Origin of the sequence: Lysinibacillus sp. NPDC094177 (assembly GCF_050279145.1) — a bacterium.
Lineage (GTDB): Bacteria > Bacillota > Bacilli > Bacillales_A > Planococcaceae > Lysinibacillus.
In genome coordinates, this window is the sequence record NZ_JBNNTW010000001.1 from 395,427 (window position 1) to 418,124 (window position 22,698).

Annotated in this window: 19 protein-coding genes; 11 read left to right on the top strand and 8 right to left on the bottom strand. The window is 36.9% G+C overall.

All coding sequences use genetic code 11. From position 1 onward, the window contains the following. Positions 1–11 precede the first annotated feature (11 nt). From kdpB to kdpA, 3 genes are read right to left on the bottom strand one after another with little or no spacing between them, the layout of a single operon-like run. Positions 12–2,075, bottom strand: a complete 2,064-nt coding sequence (kdpB, locus tag ACQKNC_RS01885) for a potassium-transporting ATPase subunit KdpB (protein WP_427423197.1) — start codon at positions 2,073–2,075, stop codon at positions 12–14. 15 nt (positions 2,076–2,090) lie between these two features. After that, entirely contained in the window at positions 2,091–2,324 is a 234-nt protein-coding gene (locus ACQKNC_RS01890; protein ID WP_427423198.1) for a hypothetical protein, read from the bottom strand. Between the two features lie 25 nt (positions 2,325–2,349). Next, positions 2,350–4,053, bottom strand: a complete 1,704-nt coding sequence (kdpA, locus tag ACQKNC_RS01895) for a potassium-transporting ATPase subunit KdpA (protein WP_427423199.1) — start codon at positions 4,051–4,053, stop codon at positions 2,350–2,352. 374 nt (positions 4,054–4,427) lie between these two features. Between kdpA and ACQKNC_RS01900 the strand changes: the two genes are divergently transcribed. From ACQKNC_RS01900 to ACQKNC_RS01920, 5 genes are all read left to right on the top strand, one after another. Then, a complete protein-coding gene (locus tag ACQKNC_RS01900) occupies positions 4,428–7,145 on the top strand; it encodes a DUF4118 domain-containing protein (protein WP_427423200.1) in 2,718 nt (905 codons plus the stop codon). A 297-nt stretch (positions 7,146–7,442) separates the two neighbouring features. Then, on the top strand, positions 7,443–8,147 hold the full coding sequence (locus ACQKNC_RS01905; RefSeq protein ID WP_427423201.1) for a response regulator transcription factor: 705 nt from the start codon (positions 7,443–7,445) through the stop codon (positions 8,145–8,147). 132 nt (positions 8,148–8,279) lie between these two features. After that, complete coding sequence (locus ACQKNC_RS01910; RefSeq protein ID WP_427423202.1) at positions 8,280–8,507, top strand: FeoA family protein; 228 nt, start codon at positions 8,280–8,282, stop codon at positions 8,505–8,507. Then, positions 8,504–10,483, top strand: a complete 1,980-nt coding sequence (gene feoB, locus ACQKNC_RS01915; protein ID WP_427423203.1) for a ferrous iron transport protein B — start codon at positions 8,504–8,506, stop codon at positions 10,481–10,483. The genes ACQKNC_RS01910 and feoB overlap by 4 nt, the downstream gene beginning before the upstream one ends. Before the next feature lie 10 nt (positions 10,484–10,493). Further along, positions 10,494–10,673 carry a FeoB-associated Cys-rich membrane protein gene (locus ACQKNC_RS01920; RefSeq protein ID WP_427423204.1) on the top strand — a complete coding sequence of 60 codons (180 nt, stop codon included), beginning with the start codon at positions 10,494–10,496 and terminating at the stop codon, positions 10,671–10,673. Between the two features lie 130 nt (positions 10,674–10,803). On the opposite strand, the gene ACQKNC_RS01925 is transcribed toward ACQKNC_RS01920, so the two are convergent. Then, positions 10,804–12,492 (bottom strand): methyl-accepting chemotaxis protein, encoded by a 1,689-nt coding sequence (locus ACQKNC_RS01925; protein ID WP_427423205.1) that lies wholly within the window; start codon positions 12,490–12,492, stop codon positions 10,804–10,806. A gap of 371 nt (positions 12,493–12,863) precedes the next feature. Here ACQKNC_RS01925 and vrrA point away from each other — a divergent pair, with 371 nt between their 5' ends. Next, a complete protein-coding gene (gene vrrA, locus ACQKNC_RS01930; protein ID WP_427423206.1) occupies positions 12,864–13,403 on the top strand; it encodes a VrrA/YqfQ family protein in 540 nt (179 codons plus the stop codon). Positions 13,404–13,476: 73 nt separating this feature from the next. Next, the gene (locus ACQKNC_RS01935) at positions 13,477–14,445 is read left to right on the top strand and encodes a 4-hydroxy-3-methylbut-2-enyl diphosphate reductase (protein ID WP_427423207.1); all 969 of its coding nucleotides are present in this window, start codon (positions 13,477–13,479) and stop codon (positions 14,443–14,445) included. A gap of 44 nt (positions 14,446–14,489) precedes the next feature. On the opposite strand, the gene ACQKNC_RS01940 is transcribed toward ACQKNC_RS01935, so the two are convergent. Together ACQKNC_RS01940 and ACQKNC_RS01945 are read right to left on the bottom strand one after the other, a co-directional pair. Continuing rightward, positions 14,490–15,191: a response regulator gene (locus ACQKNC_RS01940; protein WP_427423208.1), complete on the bottom strand. Its 702-nt coding sequence runs from the start codon at positions 15,189–15,191 to the stop codon at positions 14,490–14,492. Between the two features lie 116 nt (positions 15,192–15,307). After that, positions 15,308–16,888, bottom strand: coding sequence for an ATP-binding protein (locus tag ACQKNC_RS01945; protein ID WP_427423503.1), 1,581 nt, complete (start codon positions 16,886–16,888; stop codon positions 15,308–15,310). Positions 16,889–17,000: 112 nt separating this feature from the next. Between ACQKNC_RS01945 and ACQKNC_RS01950 the strand changes: the two genes are divergently transcribed. The 4 genes from ACQKNC_RS01950 to ACQKNC_RS01965 all read left to right on the top strand — a co-directional run bounded on the left by ACQKNC_RS01950 (position 17,001) and on the right by ACQKNC_RS01965 (position 20,792). Beyond that, a complete protein-coding gene (locus ACQKNC_RS01950; protein WP_427423209.1) occupies positions 17,001–18,050 on the top strand; it encodes a TRAP transporter substrate-binding protein in 1,050 nt (349 codons plus the stop codon). 317 nt (positions 18,051–18,367) lie between these two features. Continuing rightward, entirely contained in the window at positions 18,368–19,630 is a 1,263-nt protein-coding gene (locus ACQKNC_RS01955; protein WP_427423210.1) for a dicarboxylate/amino acid:cation symporter, read from the top strand. Between the two features lie 120 nt (positions 19,631–19,750). Continuing rightward, positions 19,751–20,287: a tubby C-terminal domain-like protein gene (locus ACQKNC_RS01960; RefSeq protein ID WP_427423211.1), complete on the top strand. Its 537-nt coding sequence runs from the start codon at positions 19,751–19,753 to the stop codon at positions 20,285–20,287. A 325-nt stretch (positions 20,288–20,612) separates the two neighbouring features. Further along, entirely contained in the window at positions 20,613–20,792 is a 180-nt protein-coding gene (locus ACQKNC_RS01965) for a hypothetical protein (RefSeq protein ID WP_049663817.1), read from the top strand. A gap of 71 nt (positions 20,793–20,863) precedes the next feature. Here ACQKNC_RS01965 and ACQKNC_RS01970 read toward each other — a convergent pair whose 3' ends face one another. After that, positions 20,864–21,757: a PhzF family phenazine biosynthesis isomerase gene (locus ACQKNC_RS01970; protein ID WP_427423212.1), complete on the bottom strand. Its 894-nt coding sequence runs from the start codon at positions 21,755–21,757 to the stop codon at positions 20,864–20,866. Positions 21,758–22,107: 350 nt separating this feature from the next. After that, a complete protein-coding gene (locus ACQKNC_RS01975; RefSeq protein ID WP_427423213.1) occupies positions 22,108–22,641 on the bottom strand; it encodes an NADPH-dependent FMN reductase in 534 nt (177 codons plus the stop codon). Positions 22,642–22,698 lie beyond the last annotated feature (57 nt).

The window sequence follows — 22,698 nt, forward strand, 5'->3', positions numbered from 1 at the left end:
ATACTTTCCTCCTATAACCCAAACGTTCGGAATAATGGCCCAACTAGTAAATCAATTAACTTAATGCCAATAAAGGGAGCTATTATTCCTCCTACACCATAAACAAGTAAGTTTTTATTTAATAATTTTGCAGCACTCATCGGCTTATATTTTACGCCTTTCATTGCAATTGGAATTAACAATGGGATGATGACCGCATTAAAAATTAATGCAGATATAATAGCACTTGAAGGTGAATTGAGATTCATAATGTTTAATGCACTCATCTCAGGTACAGCGACCATTAGCATAGCAGGGATAATGGCAAAATACTTTGCAATATCATTGGCAATACTGAAAGTCGTTAGTGCTCCCCGAGTCATTAGCAATTGTTTCCCAATCTCTACAACTTCAATAATTTTAGTTGGATTTGAATCTAAATCGACCATGTTAGCAGCTTCCTTCGCTGCATTCGTACCTGAGTTCATAGCAAGCCCTACATTCGCCTGTGCTAGTGCTGGCGCATCATTCGTACCATCACCAGTCATAGCTACGACTTTCCCTTGTGCCTGCTCATCTTTAATGACTTGAATTTTGTCTTCCGGCTTACTTTCTGCAATAAAGCTGTCCACTCCAGCTTCCTTTGCGATAGATGCTGCAGTAAGTGGGTTATCTCCTGTACACATGATCGTTTTAATACCCATTGCACGAAGCTGTTCAAAGCGTTCCTTAAGTCCGGCCTTTACAACATCCTTTAAGTAAATAACACCTAAAATTTTGTCGTTTAACGTTACTACAAGCGGTGTCCCGCCAACAGAAGATACTTGATGGATCAGCTGTTCCAAATTTGCAGGAATGCTATAACCTGCTTTCATACTTTCTTTTTTTATCGTATCGTAGGCTCCTTTTCTAATTTTTGTGCCATCCTTCATATCCAATCCACTCATCCGTGTCTGTGCAGTAAATGGGATATGTTCACTTGACTTGATAATATTTTCTTCACCGTCAGTATTTACTCCTAATTCGCAAGCAAGTGATAAAATAGACTTTCCTTCAGGTGTATCATCTGTTAAGGAACTGAGCCATGCAGCTCGGATTAAATTTTTACTTTCCACGCCTGTTACTGGCAGAAATTCAGCTGCCATACGATTGCCATAAGTAATCGTTCCGGTTTTATCTAATATTAATGTATCCACGTCTCCACACGCCTCTACGGCTCTTCCAGACATCGCAATTACATTAAACTGTGTAACCCTATCCATTCCTGCAATTCCGATCGCCGACAATAATCCACCAATCGTTGTAGGAATTAAACAAACTGTCAGGGCAATTAACGTTGCGATAGAAATCGGTACATTTAAATAAGTTGTCATTGGATAGAGTGTCACAACAACTAATAAGAAAATAATTGTTAAGCTTACTAAAAGTGTATTGAGCGCTACTTCATTTGGCGTTTTTTTACGACTAGCTCCTTCGATGAGCGATATCATTTTATCTAAAAATGATTCACCAGGCATTGAAGTAATTTCGATCATCAGCCAATCACTTGTAACTGTCGTACCACCTGTAACTGATGAAAAATCACCGCCCCGCTCCTTTACAACTGGTGCAGATTCACCCGTTATCGCAGATTCATCGACGGTAGCAATTCCATCAATGACTTCTCCATCGTTCGGAATAACCTCTCCTGCCTGAACTAAAACGATATCGCCCTTTTTTAACTCATGTGCCTGTTTAAGTATTTCAGTGCCATCACTAAGCAAAACGCGAGCCTGTGTCACTGTTTTCGTCTTTTTTAACGTTTGAACCTGTGCCTTCCCTCGTCCTTCCGCAATCGACTCAGCAAAATTAGCAAATAGAATCGTTACAAAAAGAATAACGGCGACGATCGTATTATACAATCGGTCATGTCCCCCTACTTCGTTACCAAATATATTCGGAAAAAAGGTTAATAACAGGACAAACATAAATCCGATTTCTACTACAAACATAACAGGATTTTTCACCATATAAACTGGGCTAAACTTCTTTAAAGCGTCTATTATCGAGCTTTTAAACATTTTGCCCGTAATAAAACTTTTTCTTGTTGTTTCCATAAGTGTCTCTCCTCATTAAAAATCAAATTCACCTTGGCGTAATTGCCGCTGTCGCTTCGCTTTCGCGCAGAAAACATTTGTAGCTGACGCTTCGCTTTCGCTACAGAAAACATTTGCCGCTGTCGCTTTGCTTTCGCTAAAGAAAACATTTGTAGCTGTCGCTTTGCTTTCGCTACAGAAGACATTTGTAGCTGTCGCTTTGCTTTCGCTACAGAAAACATTTGCCGCTGTTGCTACATCCGTATTCATCTCACCACACTAAAAGGTGGGAGTCTTAAGATGAATGAAGATAAAGTTGTAAGTGCTCTGTAATTGGCCCAAGAGCTAATGCTGGTAAAAATGTAAGAGCACCAATCATTAAAACGATAGCAACAAGTAAAAATGTAAAAATAGTATTGTCCGTTTTCAATGTCCCCACCGAATCACTATGAAACATCTTTTTAGCAAGTAAAGACGCTATAGCTAGTTGAATAATAATCGTTAAATAACGTCCAAAGAACATGGCAAGACCTGTCGTCACATTCCAAAATGTTGAATTGTCAGCTAATCCTTCAAAACCGGAACCGTTGTTTGCAGAGGCCGATGCAAATTCATATAGAACCTGTGATAAACCATGTGCACCTGGATTCGTTATTCCCGCTACCCCTGCTGTTGTTGCAACTGCAAGCGCTGAAAATAGTAGAATAATAGCAGGGTGGATCAATATACAAAGAGCAATTAGCTTCATTTCCTTCTCTTCAATTTTCTTACCTAAAAACTGAGGTGTTCGACCAATCATTAAACAGGCGATGAATATCGTTAGTAACACATACATCATCATGTTCATCAGGCCAACTCCCTTGCCTCCAAACACAACATTAAGCATCATATTAAACATCGGTACAAGGCCACCAAGCGGCGTTAATGTATCATGCATATTGTTGACAGACCCCGTTGTAAAAGCAGTAGTCACTGTTGTAAATAACGCTGATTGCGCTACCCCAAAGCGCATCTCTTTGCCTTCCATACTTCCCAGCTCCTGCGATATTCCGAGCTCACTAATGATTGGATTACCAGCTTTCTCCGCTACATACACAGTCGCAAGTCCGACTAGGAACAGCACACCCATTGCCGCAAAAATGGCTAGCCCTTGTTGCCCAAATATAGTTTTCTTTTTTCTATATGCGACCATTAAACTAAATGCAACTACACAAGCACCTGGTAATAACATCATAGATAGCATTTCCACAATATTAGAAATGACCGTTGGATTTTCAAAAGGCGTCGTTGAATTCGCTCCATTAAAACCACCACCATTAGTGCCTATATGCTTGATGGATTCAAGAGAAGCTACAGGTCCAATGGCAATATCTTGTAATTTACCTTCTATTGTTTGGACAGTTTTATTCGCACTAAGGGTCTGCGGAGTACCTTGTGCTACTAAAAAAATGGCAACAATAATAGATAGGGGCATTAACACACGTGTAATAACACGAATGAAATCCACAAAGAAATTTCCTAAAGTGTCAGTTTTAGCAACTAGACGACGGCAGAACGCCATACACGCGGCATAACCAGTAGCTGCAGATGTAAACATCATAAAGATAATGACTAGCATTTGTGATAAATAACTGAGTCCTGATTCGCCACTATAATGTTGAAGATTCGTATTCGTCATAAATGAAATAATGGTATTAAATGAAAGTGTTGATTCCATATTGTCAATATCGTTTGGGTTTAAAAACAGCATCGTTTGAATGCGTAATAGAATATATCCAATAAACACCATAAAAGCATTTGAAAGAATTAATGAAAATACATACTGTTTACCAGTCATATCGTCTTGTTTAATACCGCATAACTTATAAATAACTGCATCAAATCTATCCATAATTGGATCAAGCCATGTTTTTTGTTGCATCATCACCCGAAAAAGATAGTGCCCAGTTAAAATCACGAGCGGTAAATAAATAATTAATACAATGGCGATTTGCCACATACTGTAGTACCTCCTACCAGCCTATTAATAGTTTTCAGGATATAGTAATGCATGCCCTAGATAACCGAAAAGGAACACAAGTACAATCCCCATAATGATCCACATTTTTATTCCCCCTTACTTTTCTTCGACAAGCTTGAAACACCAAGCTGTCAACGCATACAGACATGCAAAGCTTATGATGAGTAAGCCAATCATATAAAAGTCCATCAATCGAAACACCCCTCTTCCAATTAGGATGCTCTCATCATACTGACTTTCAAATTAATGTAGTGTTAGGAAATCGCTTTTTCTATTAAGAAATTATAAAGAGCGAAAATCTTAACACTTTCTTAATGGCAGATAACGCTATAATACAAATGAGGTGAAAGAGGATGGAAAATACACGTCCAACTCCAGAGACGTTTTTAGCAAGGCTTCAACAGGAGGAACAATTTGCAGGAAAACTAAAGATCTTTCTCGGTTATGCTGCTGGAGTAGGTAAAACTTATGCAATGCTAGATGCAGCACATCAAGCACAGAAACTTGGTAAAGATGTGGTAGTTGGCTATGTAGAACCACATCCTCGTCCAGATACGTTAGCTTTACTCGAAGGGCTTGAGCAAATCCCTACGAAAAAAACAATTTATAAAGGGAAACCTTTTCAGGAATTAGATATTGATGCAGTGCTGAAGCGCAAGCCGGAAATTATCCTTATTGATGAATTAGCACATACCAACGTTCCAACGATGCGTCACAAGAAACGTTTTGGAGATGTAGAGGAATTACTTGCAAAAGGTATTCATGTCTATACAACAGTAAACATTCAACATATTGAAAGTCTACACGATTTAGTAGAGGAAATAACCGGAATAAAAGTACGAGAGCGTATTCCGGATTATTTAATTGATCAAGCTGCACAAATAAAGATTGTCGATATTGAACCAGATGAGTTAATCCAACGCTTACAAGAAGGGAAAATTTATGTAAAACAACAAGCTGAAAAAGCGTTGCAATCTTTTTTTCGTAAACAAAATTTAGTATCCCTTCGAGAAATTGCACTACGGAGAGCTGCAGATACGATTAACTATAAGCAGGTTAACAGCAGTGAATCTATGAAGCAATCTGTACAAATCGAAGAGCATTTACTTGTTGGAATTAGTAGCTCTCCTACTAATGCCAAGGTTATTCGAACTACCGCGCGACTTGCACAGGCATTACATGGGAAATTTACAGCTCTTTACGTTCAAAACGTACAGGAGCATGATAGGAATAACGCTAATTCTGAACGGCTTCAGCAGCATATAAAACTTGTTGAACAGCTTGGCGGCCATGTCGTAATAGTTCAGGAAGATGATGTAGCTGCTGCTCTAGCCAATTATGCACAAATTAGTGGTGTCACTAAATTTGTCATTGGTAGAACTAGCATGAGAAAAAAATGGTGGCAATCAAGCACAAAAATCAGCGATCGACTGAACGAATTAGTACCGAATTTAGCAATACACATAGTACCAGATCAGGAAAATGAACAATTTTACTTTCCTAATGTGAAAAATAAGTTGTCAATTGAATGGCTTGATATATTTAAAATGATCATTGTGTTTGCGATAGCATCAATTATCGGGTTGTACTTCTATACAATTGGTGTAAGTGATTCGAATATTATCACGATCTATATTTTAGGTGTCTTAATTCTTGCCATTTGGTCATCTGGATGGCTGATGAGCATCATTAGCTCCAGCATAGCAGTACTGCTTTTTAATTATTTATTTACAGAACCACGTTTTTCATTTGAGGCCTATCATCGCGACTATCCGATAACCTTTATTATCATGTTCCTTTCAGGAGTGATTACAAGTAGCTTAACAAAAAAAATAAAGGAGCAAACCATTGTAGCTGTTCGTAAATCTTATCGAATGGAGGTGCTCCTTGATACAAATCGCAGGCTTCAACATGCTAAGTCAATAGAAGAAATTATTACCGAAGGCATGTCACAAATCGTTAAATTAGTAGAAAAACCAGTACAATTTTTTGAAATAGAAAATAATTTAGTTGTGAAATCTATTTTTTTCCGTTCCGAGAGCATGTCTAGCATTGAAAATAAAAAGAAAGCTTCCCTATTTGAGAATCCGAATGAACATGGTGTAGTTAGCTGGGTCATAAATAATAAGCATGTAGCAGGAGTGTCTACTGATATATTTCCTGAAGTGAATGCCTATTATTTACCTGTTATTTCTAACGGAAATGTTAAGGGTGTTATTGGCATTGCACTGTCAAAACAATTAGCATTACCTGCATTTGAGCGTAATATTTTGCATGCCATTATCAATGATTTTTCTTTCGCACTTGATAAATGGTATTTACAAAAACTCAATGAAGAAGTAGCTAGAGAAGCTGAAATGGAACAAATGCGAGCAAACCTTTTGCGCGCAGTTTCTCATGATTTAAGAACACCACTAACTGCTATTTCTGGTAATGCAGATATATTACTATCCAATGCATCACAAATTCGAGAGGATGAAAAAAGCAAAATATATGAGGATATTTATAAAAATTCGAAATGGCTTGTACAAATGGTTGAAAATTTACTTGCTGTGTCTAAGTTAGAAGATGGACAATTTGCTTTGGAAATGCAATTAGAACTTGTAGAAGATATTATTCAAGAGGCACTGACCCATGTCGTTCGTCTAAACAATACACATGAAATATCCTATCATATTGAACCAGAATTTTTATTTGCTTTAATGGATGCGCGACTGATTATTCAAGTTCTAATTAATATTATTGATAATGCATTGACTTACACTCCCTCAGGTAGTGTTATTAGTATAAAGGTAAAAGAATCTGAACGTTTAGTACACTTTAGCATTTCTGATGATGGACCCGGCATTGATGATGCTATAAAAAACAGCCTCTTTGAGCCATTTACTACCGGAAAAGTACAGCGTAGCGATAGTCGAAGAGGCTTGGGTTTAGGCTTAGCGCTATGTCAAACTATTTTAAAATTACATGATAGTGAAATAACAGTTTCAGATAATAAACCAAAAGGAACGATTTTTAACTTTACGCTGAAAAAAGGTCCATTACCAAAAGTTAGGAATGACATTTATTAAAAATATGTCGTGTATATAAGTTGAGTGGAGAATGGGCGACTCCTTGGGGGTCAGCGATTTAGAGGAACGAAGGCTAAGAGCATCACGTCCTGTGATAACGCCTTCGTGACCAACATCGTGTCGGCCCAAGACCCTGGAGCGAGCCAACAGAGGAACCCCTTTTGCTGTCGCTTCGCTTTCGCACATAAAATATTTGTTGGCACAAGCCGCTCATCGGACGCCCCAGGGAAAGCGCCCATTCGGAACGGAAATCAACCTCACGTTATGGTGATGCACCAAAAGGAGTAATGAAATTTGATGAATAAACGAATTCTTGTAATAGAAGATGATGTAGCCATTGGCAATTTAATTAAAATGACTTTAGCTACACAGCATTATGAATTCGATATTGCACGAGACGGTAGCAGCGCACTGCAAAAGGCTCTCGTCATGAAACCAGATGTTTTTATTTTGGATTTAGGACTACCAGACATAGACGGTGTCGAGCTTATAACGAAAATTAGAAGCTGGACTCAAACACCTATTATCGTAGTTAGTGCACGCGGCGAAGAGCACGATAAAATCAATGCTTTAGATGCCGGTGCAGACGATTATGTTACAAAGCCTTTCAGTGTTGAAGAGCTATTAGCCCGAATTCGAGTAGCTTTGAGAAGGATGTCTTTTGAGCATCAGTTAGATAATGAACACTCTGTCTTTGTAAATGGTCATTTACAAATAAACTACGCAGCAAATACAGTGTTTGTAAATGGAAAAGAAGTACATTTAACACCTATTGAATATAAACTCTTAGTTATTTTATCAAAGCATGTCGGTAAAGTTTTAACACATAATTTTATTTTAAAGGAAATTTGGCACAACGCACTTCAATCGGACGTTCCAAGTCTAAGAGTTTTTATGGCTACTCTTCGAAAGAAAATAGAGGACAATCCAGCTAACTCAAAGTTGATTCAGACACATGTCCGCGTTGGGTATAGGATGCTTCGGTGTCATGATGAAGAATAAGGTTTGATTTTGCTTTAACTTTGCTAATCCAATATTACTTTAAACCGTAAACTTCTTATTGATAGACTGGATAAAAAATGATACTATTTATTTGATAATGATTATCACTCACAATGAAAGTAGGTAGATCTTATGAACCTTCACGCGGTTCAATTGGGTGAAAAAGTTAAAGTGAAAGATCTTCATCAAATTGACACTCTTTTATGTAAACGATTAAATGCTTTTGGTATAAAGGAAGGCTGTCAAATTTGTATGGTCCAAAAAGGATGGTTTTCTGGAGCTTGTATATTGGAATGTCAAGGACAGAAAATTGGACTTAGAAAAAAAGATTTAATGGATATAAAGGTCGAACAAGTATGAGTAGATTAGCTTTAATAGGAAACCCCAATATCGGTAAAACATCATTGTTCAATACGTTGACAAATTCATATGAATACGTTGGCAATTGGAGTGGTGTAACCGTTGAAAAAAAAGTAGGACAAGTAAAAAAACTACAAAAGGAAATTATTGATTTACCTGGTGTATATACTCTTAACCCCATTTCAAGAGATGAAAGTGTTGTTACTACATTTTTACTTGAAGATCAGGCAGATGGAATTTTAAATATTATCGATGCCTCTAATTTCGAACGAAATATGCAATTAACTGTGGATATACTTGAACTTAGGAAGCCTGTTTTCGTTTGTTTAAATATGATAGACGTTGCGAAAAAGAAAGGCATATCAATTGATGTCGAGAAATTACAGAGTTCTTTGGGAGTACCTGTTATTCCAATAAGTGCTCGTACCGGGAAAGGTGTCGAAGGTATTTATACCGCGATTCAAACCTCAGATAGTACTCAACAACGTTTTACATTAACCTACGATGACCTAATTGAAGAAGGTATCGCAAAAATGGAAGCCTTGTTACAGTATATTCCTGAGGAACAAAGAAGATGGTGTACCATTCAATTTTTAATGGGAAATGAAGCTGTTGACGCTTATTTGAAAGAAAAGGAATACTTTGAACAGCTTGCTGCAATGCGAGATGCTTTAGAGAAGCAAATAGGTGAACCATTAAATAAGGCTATTGCTAAAAAACGTGATTTATATATTTCTAATATTTACAGTGAAGTAATCATACAAGAGAAAAGTGAAACACAATGGTCAGAGAAAGTTGATAAAATTCTAACACATCCGATTTTAGGTATTCCGATTTTCTTAGCGCTTATGTTTTTAATGTTTCAAGCAACGTTTGCATGGATCGGTACCCCGCTTTCGGATTTCTTGGATGGCTTTGTTGGTGGCCCTCTAACAGATACGGTAACTCAAGGCTTAGAAGCTATTGGTGCAGCCCCTTTTATTATTAATTTAATATGTGATGGGATCATTGCAGGTGTTGGCGGCGTCTTAGTTTTCATTCCACAAATCTTTGTCTTATTTTTCTTTATTTCACTATTAGAAGATTCAGGATATATGGCACGAATTGCTGTTGTTATGGATCGTCTTATGGAATTTTTCGGCTTAAATGGCAAGGCTTTTATTCCGATGATTGTAAGCTTTGGATGTAACGTTCCTGGTGTAATGGCTGCGAGAACAATTGAACAGCCAAAAGAACGACTATTAACAATTCTTGTTGCACCGTTTATGAGCTGCTCAGCAAGGTTACCTGTATATGCTTTATTCGGTGCAGCATTCTTTTCTGCACATCAATCGTTAGTAGTATTCTCCCTATATGTTATGGGTATTGTGGTAGCGCTTATTGTAACAAAAATATTATCTATGACAATTTTAAAAAATGAAACTTCTGTTTTTATTGTTGAATTACCAGCCTATCATGTACCACAGCTTAAAACACTTTGGCGTTCCACTTGGGAAAAAGGAAAAGGATTTTTCCGCAAAGCTGGTACTATAATCTTTGCTGGCTCCGTTATTATTTGGCTTCTTTCTTATTTAGGACCACATGGTGCTAATGTCAATATGGATGACAGCTTTTTAGCAATTATTGGAGGCGCTTTTGGTGTGTTGTTTATCCCACTTGGCTTTGGAACATGGCAAGCCGGTGCATCCCTTATTGCTGGATTCCTGGCAAAAGAAGTAATTGTTTCGACAATGGCGATTATTTATGGCGTAAGTGAAGGTGTCTTATCGTCTACAATGACAACTCATTTTACTGCTTTAAGCGCCTATACATTCTTGGCCTTTGTGTTACTTTATATGCCTTGTTTAGCCACTGTAGGTGCAATAAAAAGGGAAACACAGTCTGTGAAATGGACTCTATTTGCAACACTTTATCCATTTGCTGTAGCTTATATTATTGCACTTATAATTTATGGTATCGGGAATTTATTGATGTGAGGTGTAGAGAATGACTTTATTGATTAATATTTTAATCGGTTGTATTATTTTTGGCTATGCTGGTATTACCTTATATAAGAGCATTAAAAAGCAGAAGAAGGGCAAATGCGCAGCATGCTCCTTACAGAAGAGTTGTTCTTCTAACGTCTGTGCCCCTCCTTCTAAACTGAATGATGTTACCCATAAATAAATTTGTAGAAAATAAAGCGAGGTAGTTCCAAATCCTTTGAAGGCTACCTCGCTTTTTTAAATTTTCTGTCTAACGTACTAGAGTATGATTAAAAAGACTATAGTGTCTTGTTCACTATAGTCCCCTATCGTTAAATCTTAAATTTATTGATTTCTTCCTTCACGGACACCGCTTCGTCACTTAATGTTTTTGCAACTGCATTAATTTCTTGAATGGTTGCAGCTTGCTCTTCTATTGTCGATGCAATTGTATCAGATTGCTCTGCGGCATGAACCGCAGAAGAAGACATTTCATTGACCGATGCTGCCATTTCTTCAATACTTGCTGAAATTTGTTGTGTAGAAGCTGACACGTCCTCGATTTGAGATGTCATATCACCAATCGCATGTAAAATTTCATCAAAGGAATTTTGCGCATTTTGAATAAATGTGACACCCTCATCCACATTCACTACAGTAACACTTACCGCCTTTTCTACTTCTTTCGTTTCTTGCTGAATAAGTGCGATTACATCCACTATTTGATTAGCAGATGTTTTGGATTCCTCAGCTAATTTGCGAACTTCATCTGCCACGACCGCAAAGCCTTTTCCATGCTCTCCTGCACGAGCCGCCTCAATCGCAGCATTTAGTGCTAGAAGATTTGTTTGCTCAGTAATCTCAGTTATTACTTTCGTTATATTAACGATTTCAGCCGATTGTGTGCTTAGCTTCTTAATACGTTCATTTGTTGTATTTGAAGATTGTTGGATAATCGACATTTGGTTTTCTGCGATATGCAACGTTTGTTCTCCATCGTTTGCAATAGATTGTGTGTCTACTGCTTTAGAATGAAGCATTTGAGTAGCCTCTGCTATACGTTGAACCCCTTGTGCTGTTTCATCCATTGCTACCGAACTTTCACGACCAGTAGAAGCTGCTTGATTATCACTGATGGCCATTCTCTCTACGAGGTTTGCAATATCATGAGATGAATGTGAAATTTCATCTGTACTTGCTGCTAATTGTTCTGCTGCTGATGTTGTATGTTCAACATTTACGGTCATGCTATGTATTAGTGAATGTAAATTAGACTTCATCACATTAAAAGAATCTGCCAAATCTTTAATTTCATCCTTTGCCCTGACTTCAATATCCTTTTGACATAAATCTCCTTTAGCAATTACCTTAGCTGCAGAAGTTAGCTTTTTTACAGGAACAACAATGGAACGTGCAAATACAACCCCAACTACTATACAAATAATTACAATAATGATGAACATCCATAAGAACCACTGCATATTATCATCAATGAGTTTTTCAACATTCGCTAAAGAGTTTTGTATTTCTGTAATGTTTTCTTGCTGAAACATATCTACTTTTTCATTAATCTCAACCGATGTAGTGTCAAATTCTAGCATAATTTTATTCCCTAGCTCAGGTCCACCTTGAATATAGCTATTAGCCATTTTCTGACCAGTACTATAATACTCATCAAACGCTACTTTAATCGATTCTAATCTTTTCTGATCTTGCGGATGCAAATTTTTCAGTTTCTCCAAATTCTGATAAAAAACTTTGCTATATTTTTCTGCTTGCTCAAATCCATCATCTAAATTATTGAGTGCTCTTGAGGCACTAATATCAGTCAAATACTGCTGAACCTGTACTACCGACAACTTCATCTCATCTGCTAGTAATGTCGTTTGAAGTGTTTTTTCTTTCATTAAATGTACTTGCTCAAGTTGGGATTTGGCATTTTGTTCTTGGAAAATCCCCATTATTAAAACTAATATTACAATAAGACCAAATGACACTATACTTCTAACTTTAATTGTCACAGAATACCTCCTATTTTTAACCTCTGCTATTTTAGTCTAGCAAGAATATTTTAACAATTTATTTACATTAATGTAATATATTTCACTTAATTAACTTACAAAAATCATCTTTTTCAAAGATAATCTTACCAACATAACATTATACCCTTACGATCGGCCAAAAAAGTGAAATAAATGTGTAGTTTTTAAGAATTTCAACTACATATTGACTACAATATGAAATAAGTAAACCTTACAGGATATAGTGAGGTGCATTTACAATTGCCCTAGTTATTAATTTGTGTGTGTCGAACGCTAACTTACCCTTCTGCATATCATATTTATAATCAGGTATGTCATCAATGATAAATCACTATCGAAAGGAGATCGTTATGGTATTTAGACCACAGTTCCCGATGTATCCTGGTGGCATGAGAATGCCCATGCAAATGCCCATGCAAATGCAAATGCCCATGCAAATGCCCATGCAAATGCCAACACCTCCACAAATGTCACCGCAATCCTTTTTCCCGCCTGGAGGCTTCCCAAATCCACGAATGCCGGGTGGCTTTCCAATGTCTAGTGGAATAGGATCATTTGGAGGACAAATGCCAGTACAGGAACCTTCAAAAATCGGTTCATTTTTACAGCAGGCGAATAACTTATTTAACTCAGCGAAAACATATACTCCTTACATTCAGCAAGCAATGCCAATGGTAAAAAATATTCCGTCACTTTTAAAATTGTATAAAGGATTTCAAGGTCTCCCTGCTGCAGGAGCTGCCGCAGGGACAGGAGCAGTAGCAGCTGGAGCAGCGGCTAGCGAAGGAGCAGCTTCTACTAAAAGTCGAAGAGCGTCGCGGCAAAGTGCAGCATTTAATCCTCCTGACCCACTTCCATCCAAGCCACGTATTTTTCAGCCACCTATGTAGATGAACGTTTCTTTGTATTCGCCGTCCCTGTCCGTTATAATGTAGATAGGTACGCTTGAAAGGAGTCACAACCATGCAAGTATTAAAAATTAATCCACGTGGCTATTGCTACGGTGTTGTTGATGCGATGGTCATCGCTCGAAACGCCGCACTCGATAAAACATTACCAAGACCTATCTACATTTTAGGTATGATTGTGCATAATAAACATGTCACGGATGCCTTTGAAGAGGATGGCATCATCACATTAGATGGCGAGAATCGTTTAGAAATTATTGAACAAGTTGAAACTGGCACTGTTATTTTCACAGCGCATGGTGTTTCACCCGAAATTCGTGAAATTGCGAAGCGAAAAGGCTTAGTATCCATTGATGCTACATGTCCTGACGTAACAGTTACACACGATTTAATTCGTGAAAAATCAGCCGCTGGTTATGATATTATTTATATCGGTAAAAAAGGCCATCCTGAGCCTGAGGGAGCAATTGGCGTTGCACCAGATCATGTACATTTAGTGCAATCATCCATTGATATTGATGCTTTAAATTTAACGAATGATAAATTACTAGTAACGAATCAAACGACGATGAGTCAATGGGATGTTGCTCATCTAATGGATAGTTTAAAAGAGAAATTCCCACATATTGAAGTGCATAAGGAGATTTGTTTGGCAACACAGGTACGTCAAGAGGCAGTTGCTCAGCAAGCTGGGGAAGCAGATTTACTTATTGTTGTTGGTGATCCAAAATCCAATAACTCGAATCGTTTAACGCAGGTGTCTGTTGAAATAGCAGGGACACCATCCTATCGAATTGCAGACGTTTCTGAGCTAAAAATTGAATGGTTAAAAGGAATTAATTCCGTAGCTGTTACAGCAGGGGCTTCAACGCCAACACCAATTGTAAAAGAGGTTATTTCATTCCTAGAGCAATTCGATGAAAATGATGAATCAACACATATCATTAATCGTACAGTTACATTAGATAAAATTTTACCTAAAATTAAAACGCCAAAGCCTGTTGAAAAAATTATGCCTTACTAACTGAAAAAATCCTGATTGCAAAACTGACAATCAGGATTTTTTCATTATTTACTAAAATAATAATTGATTGGACGACCAATGCCACCATAATGAACATCCATTGTAATTTCCTCTTGTTTCTCTAAATAATCTAAGTATCGTCTCGCTGTTACGCGCGCAATACCAATGCCACTAGCAACTTCTTCTGCAGATGCTCCTTCTACAGATTGCAAATAGTGCACAACTTTCTCAAGTGTTGCACGATTAAAACCCTTTGGTAAATTTTTTTCTGACCGTAAGACATTTGATTGCTGAACCTCATTATGCCCACCATGATAATGGAATAACTGATCAAGCTCGCCTTGTGTTAGCTCACGTTCAGTTTGCATTTGTTTTTTAAAGCGCAAATAATTTTCAAGTGTTCCTTGTACTCGTTCAAATGAAAAAGGTTTCATAATATAATCAAAGACGCCAAGATGCAGGACCTGTTTTACAGTCTCCATATCATTTGCAGCAGTTACCGTAATTACATCTACTGGTAACTTGAGTTCACGAATTTTGCGTAAGCTTGTCACTCCATCCTGTTCTGGCATGAAAATATCCATAAATACTAAATCTGGTTTAAGTTTCCGAATTTGAGCAATCCCTTCAACTCCATTTGAAGCCTGTCCAATTACTTCAAATCCAGCTATCTTTTCAATAAATTGGCGATTAACCTCTCTCACCATTGGATCGTCCTCTATTAATAAAACCTTTGTTTGTGTCACTATTAGCCCTCCATACACTCTGTTCTATCTCTATATGTGCAATTTTTCACTTAAGGAAGCTATCTAAGAGAGCACCACACTTTTCCCATAGAATTTCTCGCTTCTACTTCAACTATTTAAGTATGATAAAAAGTTATTAAAAAGCTTGTTCCCTTATTCGGTTCACTTATGACTTCTATTTCGCCATTTCCTTTCTGTACAATTTCTTTTATTAAGAAAAGTCCAATGCCTCGACCTTTATTTTCTTTTGTTGAATAGCCATTATCAAAAATCTGTGCCTTTACTTCATTTGTCATGCCTATACCATTATCCGTTACTAAGATGGCTAGCACATCCTCATCCTCATCAACAGAAACATGGATCATTTTTTCTTCAATTTGTACATCCCTTAAGGCATCAAAAGCATTTTCAATTAAGTTACCAAATAAAATAACGAAATCATGATGATCTAAATTGTTAGGGAATGTTGTCAAACGGCTTTCTCTGTCAATCTCCAGTAGAATTCCCTGTTCTTTTGCATAGGAAATTTTACTAAGCAATAGCCCTGAAATATTTTCATTTTTTATCCGTTCATTTAAAAAGTTTGTAATTTCATCGTGTTCTTCTTTAACTTGCGTTAAGTAAGAAAGTGCTTGTTCATGATGACCAAGCTGCAAAAGTCCAGCAATAGTGTGCAATTTATTTTTATGCTCATGTGTTTGTACGCGTAATGCTTGTACAAATGCCTTAACACCGGTTAATTCCTCTGCAAGCTTTTTCACTTCCGTACGATCCTTAAACATGGCCACTGCTCCAACCGTTTTTCCATTAACTTGTATAGGAATGCGATTACTCATAATACTGTTGTCATTAATATAGAGCTCACGATTGAAAATGGGTTGATCTAGCTCCAAAATTTCTGGTAATCGTGTATCAGGTAATATGTCAATAATTTTCCTCCCTATTAATGTGGACGGTTGTTTGTGAACACCTAATATTTCACATGCTTTTTCATTAAATATTGTGATTGTCAATTCATTATCAATGGCAATAATACCTTCATGCATCGAGTTAAAGGTTTCTGTTCGTTCTACATACATTTTAGCAATTTCATGGGGCTCTAGCCCAAACATTTGCTTTTTCATATGGAGTCCTAAAGTTTGAGCCCCCCATGCACTAAAGAAAAGAGACAATAAGATAGTAATCATTAATTCTGTTTGAATAGAATGTAGTAACTCTGCAACAGTTAAAACACTATAGCCTACTACTACTACACCTATTTGTCTACCTTCTTTACTCATGATCGGGACGAATGCTCGTACCATATTTCCATGTTCACCATGTGCGATGGATGAATAATAATGCTCAGAAAACGCAGCATTTAGATCATCTGACTTCGAGATTTGTCCGATTTCCTCTGTATTTGGATGTGAGTACTTGCGCCTTTGCATATCAAGTACAACAATATACTGTGCGCCATTTATATCTCGTATTTCATCCACTACAGGATTAATATGTTTAGTGGCCTCGTTAAAATTATTATTTGAAATGTAAGTTTTCAGCTCAGGAAGTTGCGATACTGTTTTTGCCACAAGTAAAGCCTGATTTCCAAGCTTATCCTTTTGTTCATTCATTACGAACCCTAGCAAAAATGTACCACCTATACTAAAGGAGAGCATAAGAATAAAAAAAGTCAGAGACATGATTTTTCTCTTCATCGATAATTTTTGAAATTTCAAGATGTACGCCTCCCTCTTACTATATTTTAGCTTACTCCATATGTTAGAATAACAAAAACATCAGAAAATACGAATAAAATGGGTGTAATAGATGAAAAAATTTATTATTGGAACAATAACAACCGTTCTACTATTAACAATAGCAATTGGTGTTCAACAAGGCTTACTATTCGCCAAACCCCTCCCCTATGACGATGAACAAAAAGGCTTGGATACACAAATTACGATTCATTTAAGTCATGTTGTAGCTGAGAATACACCAAAAGGACAAGCTGCAAGTAAATTCGCCGAGCTTGTTGAAGAGAAAACAAATGGTGAGGTGAAGGTACACGTCTACCCAAACTCCTCCTTATTTAATGATGAAAATGAGTTTCAAGCTTTGCAAAATGGAGAAGTGGAAATGATTATCCCTTCTTTCTCAAAGGTGACATCCTACATAACAAATTGGCAGGTTCTTGATTTACCTTACCTTTTTAACACGGATGATGAAGTTCATGAGGTACTTACAGGTTCGATCGGTGAACAATTGTTAAACGAGCTTAAACCTTTTCACATAAAAGGACTGGGCTTTTGGCATAATGGCTTCAAACAATTAACCTCTGTCGATCACCCTATTCATAAATTTGAAGATTTAAAAGGCTTGCGTGTCCGTACAATGCCAAGTAAAACTCTTCAAAAGCAATTCGAGGCTGTTGGGGCTACACCAATCCCGACTTCCTTTAGCGAGGTTTTTACTGATTTAGAATCGAATACTATTGATGCTCAGGAAAACACATCATCAAATATTTATTCTAAAGGTTTCTATAAGGTGCAGAAGAATATGACATTAACTAATCATGGCATTTTAGGATATACTGTTTTAATGAACGAAAGGTTTTGGAAGTCCTTACCTTTAAAAATCCAAAAACAGATTATAGAGGCTATGAAAGAAACAACAGACTGGCAATTTAAACAGGCTGTAAAAATGAACGAAGAAGATTTGCAAAAACTTGAACAGCAGGATAATTTCGAGATTTATACGATGAGCAATAAGGAACGCCAACGCTTTAAAGAAAAACTAGCGCCTGTCTATGATTTTTATAGAAACAATGTACAAAATAACGATGTTTTATCGGAAATTGAAAATATAGTTTCCCGTTAACGTGCAACTTTAATCAGCGGGATTTTCTACATTCCCTATTATTATGGAATCGATACTTTTGTTCATTAATGATAAAATCCTCACTAGCGTGGGGATTTTTTTCTTTTGTATTATAATAGATCCCAAAATTACAAACTACTATAAAACAGCCCCTAACCCTTGCTATTCCTAAGTTCATTCGCCATCCGACTAAAAATGAACAAAATGAACAATAGAAACATTACGGTCATAAAAACTATTGTCGGAAAATTTCAGCTATGATAAACCTCATGAAAGCGTTCACATAATATTCATAAATAGAGTAAGGGGAGAACTTCATGCGTATAAATTTTAAAAACTTAACTGTACAAGTACTGATTGCCATTGTGCTAGGTATTATTGTAGGTGCTACGTTTCCAGAGTTCGGAGCGAAGTTAAAAATATTAGCAGATATTTTTATTAAATTAATTAAGATGTTAATAGCTCCTATCATTTTCTTAACAGTTGTTATTGGAATTGGTAGTATGGGCGATGTAAAAAAAGTTGGTAAAATTGGCGGGAAGGCATTAATTTATTTTGAAATTGTCTCTACATTCGCACTAGCAATCGGCTTAATCGTTGTCAATATTGTAAAACCTGGTAAAGGCTTTAATACAGCTGCTGCAAACGGTGCAGATATTTCCCAATATACACAGGCGGCGGCCGCTACAGAGCATGGCTTTGGTGCATTTATTATGCAAATTATTCCTGATAATGTTGTCGGCGCACTTGCAAATGGAGAGTTATTACCCGTATTATTCTCAGCTGTTTTATTTGGCTTAGCGGCTGCTGCTATTGGTGAACCAGCTAAACCAGTTATTAAATTTTTCGAACAAGTAGCAGATATATTCTTTAAAATTGTTAATATGGTCATGAAGGTTTCCCCAATTGGTGCATTTGGTGCAATGAGCTACACAATCGGAAATTTCGGTCTTAAATCTCTTGGAAACTTAGGATTTTTAATGTTATCCGTTTATGTTACGATGTTTATTTTTATCGTAGTCATCCTCGGCCTAATTACAAGTTACTTCGGGTTCAATATTTTTAAGTTTATTAAATATATTAAAGATGAAATTTTTATCGTTATTGGGACATCGTCATCAGAGTCTGCACTACCTTCGATGATGCGTAAATTAGAAAACTATGGTTGCTCTAAACAGGTCGTTGGTCTTGTCGTTCCAACAGGGTACTCCTTTAACTTAGATGGTACGTCCATTTACTTATCCATGGCGGCTATCTTTATCGCACAAGCTTATGGGGTTGATTTGGATATATGGCATCAAATTACATTGCTTGCTATTTTAATGCTAACCTCTAAAGGAGCAGCCGGTGTAACAGGATCAGGCTTTATTACGCTCGCAGCAACATTAGCAGCATTCCCTATGATTCCAGTGGAAGGGATTGCACTTTTAATCGGGGTCGACCGCTTTATGTCAGAGGCTCGCGCCGTTACAAACTTAATTGGTAATGGGGTAGCAACAGTTGTCGTTTCAAAAATGGAAAAAGAATTCGATCCAGAGCAAGAAAAACGTGCTCTTGCTGGAAAAGTCACACCTCAATAAAAAAAATGAAAGCTGGCCATACGTGAAAAATTCACATTCGGTCAGCCTTTTATTTTTCCTTTTCAATATGAAACCTCCAGTGCTGCTTACTCGTATAGTAAGTAAATTGGAGGTTTATATATGTCTACATTTACCCTTACTTACCCAAAAGCATTCGAAAGCTTTTCAAATATTCCTATTGTGAATGAACAAAATGAGACTGTTTGTGTGCTACAAAAGGTAGAACGTTCATCCGTTGGAAAGGTAATCAACGCGGTAATGTTAGTTGCTGCACAACAGTCATTACCACATCGCTATGAAACTCGCACTACTTTAGGTGCACCACTTTTTCAAGTTCAATCTACACTATTAACAAAGGGTGTTAGCCATCAACTTATTATGCCAGATGGATCAATTTTACCGATACAACGGAAGACGGTTCAATTACTTGAATCCTCTTACTCTTTTACAATGGATGGACTCGCTTTTCGCTTTGAAAAGGATTTTACTTCGACTGCCTATTTATATTGTAACGATGAAAAAATAGCAAGCGCCAGTAATATAGAAACTGAACTTGTACGTACTGGTGTATCTTTTAAGCTTTTTAACTCAGATGATTCGCTTTTTGTTGCTTTGCTTGCAACTCTGTATCAGGCATTATTTTCAATGAGTAATTAGGAGGCTTATCGTCATAGAATGAGGTTGATTTCCGTTTCGGCTTTAGCGGCGGAAATAGCAGTTTTGGCGGCGAAGTGGACGGCTCTAGCACGGAAAACAAAGTTCTATCAACAGAGAGTAAGCTTCTAAATAACATAAATACATACCGGTTTAAATAGATAATGAAAAATTTTTTAGCTATTACTTGTCTTCCACTACTGCTAGAATCTTTCAATATATTCCGGGACACGAAATATTTTCGCTTTGTTTTGACCATTTTACGCCGTCCTTCTAAAAAAGGAGTACACTAAAGAGGTAGAAATACTATACTTTGGAGGTATTTAAAATGGATACAAAAGCAGCGGACATTAAAAATTTAATGACATTAGATCTACTTGTACAAATCTTAGAAGAACGTGGTATTATGACAGATAGAGAATTAAAAGAACGTCTCACAAATAACGTTAAACTTTCCTCTATGGATGCAGATTTAAAAGAAAAAGTCATTGAAGAAATAAAACATTAATGGAATGGATGACATTTCAGAAAAAATGGCCGCTTCTTAAGTGATGAAAATACTTTAAGCGGCCCTTCTTATTATAATTGCACCTTTAGTTCCTTCACATGCACAGCAGTTCCCGTGATCGAAATATTCAATTTCCCCTCATCACTATTTACATGAACAAGGACACGTCCATCCTTGCCAAGTTCCTGACCTTGTTCGACGATTAGCGTTTTCGGTAATTGTGCTTGTCGTTGAATATACTCTGCAAAATACGCTCCCATAACACCAGAGGCAGTACCTGTAGCAATATCTTCAATTGTCCCAGAGTAAGGAGATGAAAAATGCCTTGCATGCATATCAGCATTAATATCAAACGCCTCTAAGCAAAAAGGATGCAAAGATGCTTTCGGCATTTCTTCTAGGATGGTTGGAAAATCTTCGGATTGCGGCGTCATTTTTTTAAAGTATGATAAATTTTTAATAGGTATGAGCAATGTCCATATCCCCGTACTTCCATAGACTATTGGTAAATCAGGGTGTATTGCTTGCTCTGATAATCCTATTGATTGTGCAAGCTTAGCTTTTGAACCATTAAATTCTTTAAACTGAGGTGTTGCATGTTGCAAAGTAATGTAAATTTCCCCTGCTTGTTGTTCTTTTATCTCAATTGGAAGAATTCCCGCTTTTGTCTCAATAGTTATTTTTGGCTTATCTACTAGTAATCCTTTTGTTTTTAGTGCATAAATCGTTGCCATTGTAGCATGTCCACATAAATTCACCTCATGGCCTGGCGTGAAATAACGTATACGTAAATCTGCTTTATCCGATTTTAGCGCAAAAGCTGTTTCATTAAAGCCTACTTGCATAGCAATCGCTTGCATTTCTATTTCACTATATTGATCTCCCTCTATGACGACACCCGCTGGATTTCCCATATTAGGTATCACGCTAAACGCATCATAATGATGCACAGTAATAATTTTCATATGCATTTCCTTTCCCTTTTAAATCTGTCCCATTGCATTAAATCATACTCAAAATTCATTCTTAGTTTTTTTGTATCACACATTACACTCCAATCCTTCTTCTCTAATACCCAATTCACTTACATTAATGGATACGAATTTCCACTTGAAAAGTTTCATAAATTCAAAGCATCGTAGCTGAGACAAAGCTCATAAAAAAACCTAAGTAATTCTAAAACGTTTTTCCATTTAAAAAATTGAAAGAGAGTGATGTTCGATCTCTATGTTTTAAAAACAGTTAATAACAACCAATGCGTTTTTCCATAAAAAAAGCAATATGCACTCTTTACTGTACATACTGCTTAAAACTCTTATCGAATTGTTTTCAATGCTGTTGCCCAAGGGATAAGTTGATCTAACATTTGATTTACTGAATCTGTTTGTACATCCTTTGGTTTAATCGCGCCGTTTTCGAAGTCTGTAAATAATGATAAAGCAGGATGTACACGAACATCAGCTACTAATAATTCACCAAGAATACCACGTAAATGTTCAGCTGCTCTAGCACCACCAACAGAGCCGTAAGAAACAATACCTGCTGCTTTATTATTCCATTCGTTACGTAAATAATCTAAAGCATTTTTTAATGCACCCGTAATGGAATGGTTATATTCTGCAGCGATAAATACAAAACCATCACAGGCAGCTACCTTTTCTGACCAAGCAGCTACTCCAGAAGTATCTCCTCCTGGCTCACCTAGAAGTGGTAATTTAAAATCAGCGATATCAATTATTTCATATGCTGCATCACCGCGTTTTTCTGCTACTGCCTGTACCCATTCTCCAACTTGTGGACTTAAACGTCCTTCACGTGTACTTCCTAAAATAACCCCAATTTTTAACATATTACTCCTCCTTCATTCATCCCTCATATTGTGACCGAATCATTCATTTGAATTTAA

Coding starts and splice junctions, on each gene's coding strand:
- ACQKNC_RS01905 (WP_427423201.1), top strand. CDS start 7,443: ATGAATAAACGAATTCTTGTAATAGAAGATGATGTAGCCATTGGCAAT.
- ACQKNC_RS01970 (WP_427423212.1), bottom strand. CDS start 21,757: ATGAAAATTATTACTGTGCATCATTATGATGCGTTTAGCGTGATACCT.
- ACQKNC_RS01900 (WP_427423200.1), top strand. CDS start 4,428: ATGGAAAATACACGTCCAACTCCAGAGACGTTTTTAGCAAGGCTTCAA.
- ACQKNC_RS01920 (WP_427423204.1), top strand. CDS start 10,494: ATGACTTTATTGATTAATATTTTAATCGGTTGTATTATTTTTGGCTAT.
- feoB (WP_427423203.1), top strand. CDS start 8,504: ATGAGTAGATTAGCTTTAATAGGAAACCCCAATATCGGTAAAACATCA.
- ACQKNC_RS01955 (WP_427423210.1), top strand. CDS start 18,368: ATGCGTATAAATTTTAAAAACTTAACTGTACAAGTACTGATTGCCATT.
- ACQKNC_RS01965 (WP_049663817.1), top strand. CDS start 20,613: ATGGATACAAAAGCAGCGGACATTAAAAATTTAATGACATTAGATCTA.
- ACQKNC_RS01950 (WP_427423209.1), top strand. CDS start 17,001: ATGAAAAAATTTATTATTGGAACAATAACAACCGTTCTACTATTAACA.
- kdpB (WP_427423197.1), bottom strand. CDS start 2,075: ATGGAAACAACAAGAAAAAGTTTTATTACGGGCAAAATGTTTAAAAGC.
- vrrA (WP_427423206.1), top strand. CDS start 12,864: ATGGTATTTAGACCACAGTTCCCGATGTATCCTGGTGGCATGAGAATG.
- kdpA (WP_427423199.1), bottom strand. CDS start 4,053: ATGTGGCAAATCGCCATTGTATTAATTATTTATTTACCGCTCGTGATT.
- ACQKNC_RS01935 (WP_427423207.1), top strand. CDS start 13,477: ATGCAAGTATTAAAAATTAATCCACGTGGCTATTGCTACGGTGTTGTT.
- ACQKNC_RS01890 (WP_427423198.1), bottom strand. CDS start 2,324: ATGAATACGGATGTAGCAACAGCGGCAAATGTTTTCTGTAGCGAAAGC.
- ACQKNC_RS01945 (WP_427423503.1), bottom strand. CDS start 16,888: ATGAAGAGAAAAATCATGTCTCTGACTTTTTTTATTCTTATGCTCTCC.
- ACQKNC_RS01960 (WP_427423211.1), top strand. CDS start 19,751: ATGTCTACATTTACCCTTACTTACCCAAAAGCATTCGAAAGCTTTTCA.
- ACQKNC_RS01910 (WP_427423202.1), top strand. CDS start 8,280: ATGAACCTTCACGCGGTTCAATTGGGTGAAAAAGTTAAAGTGAAAGAT.
- ACQKNC_RS01975 (WP_427423213.1), bottom strand. CDS start 22,641: ATGTTAAAAATTGGGGTTATTTTAGGAAGTACACGTGAAGGACGTTTA.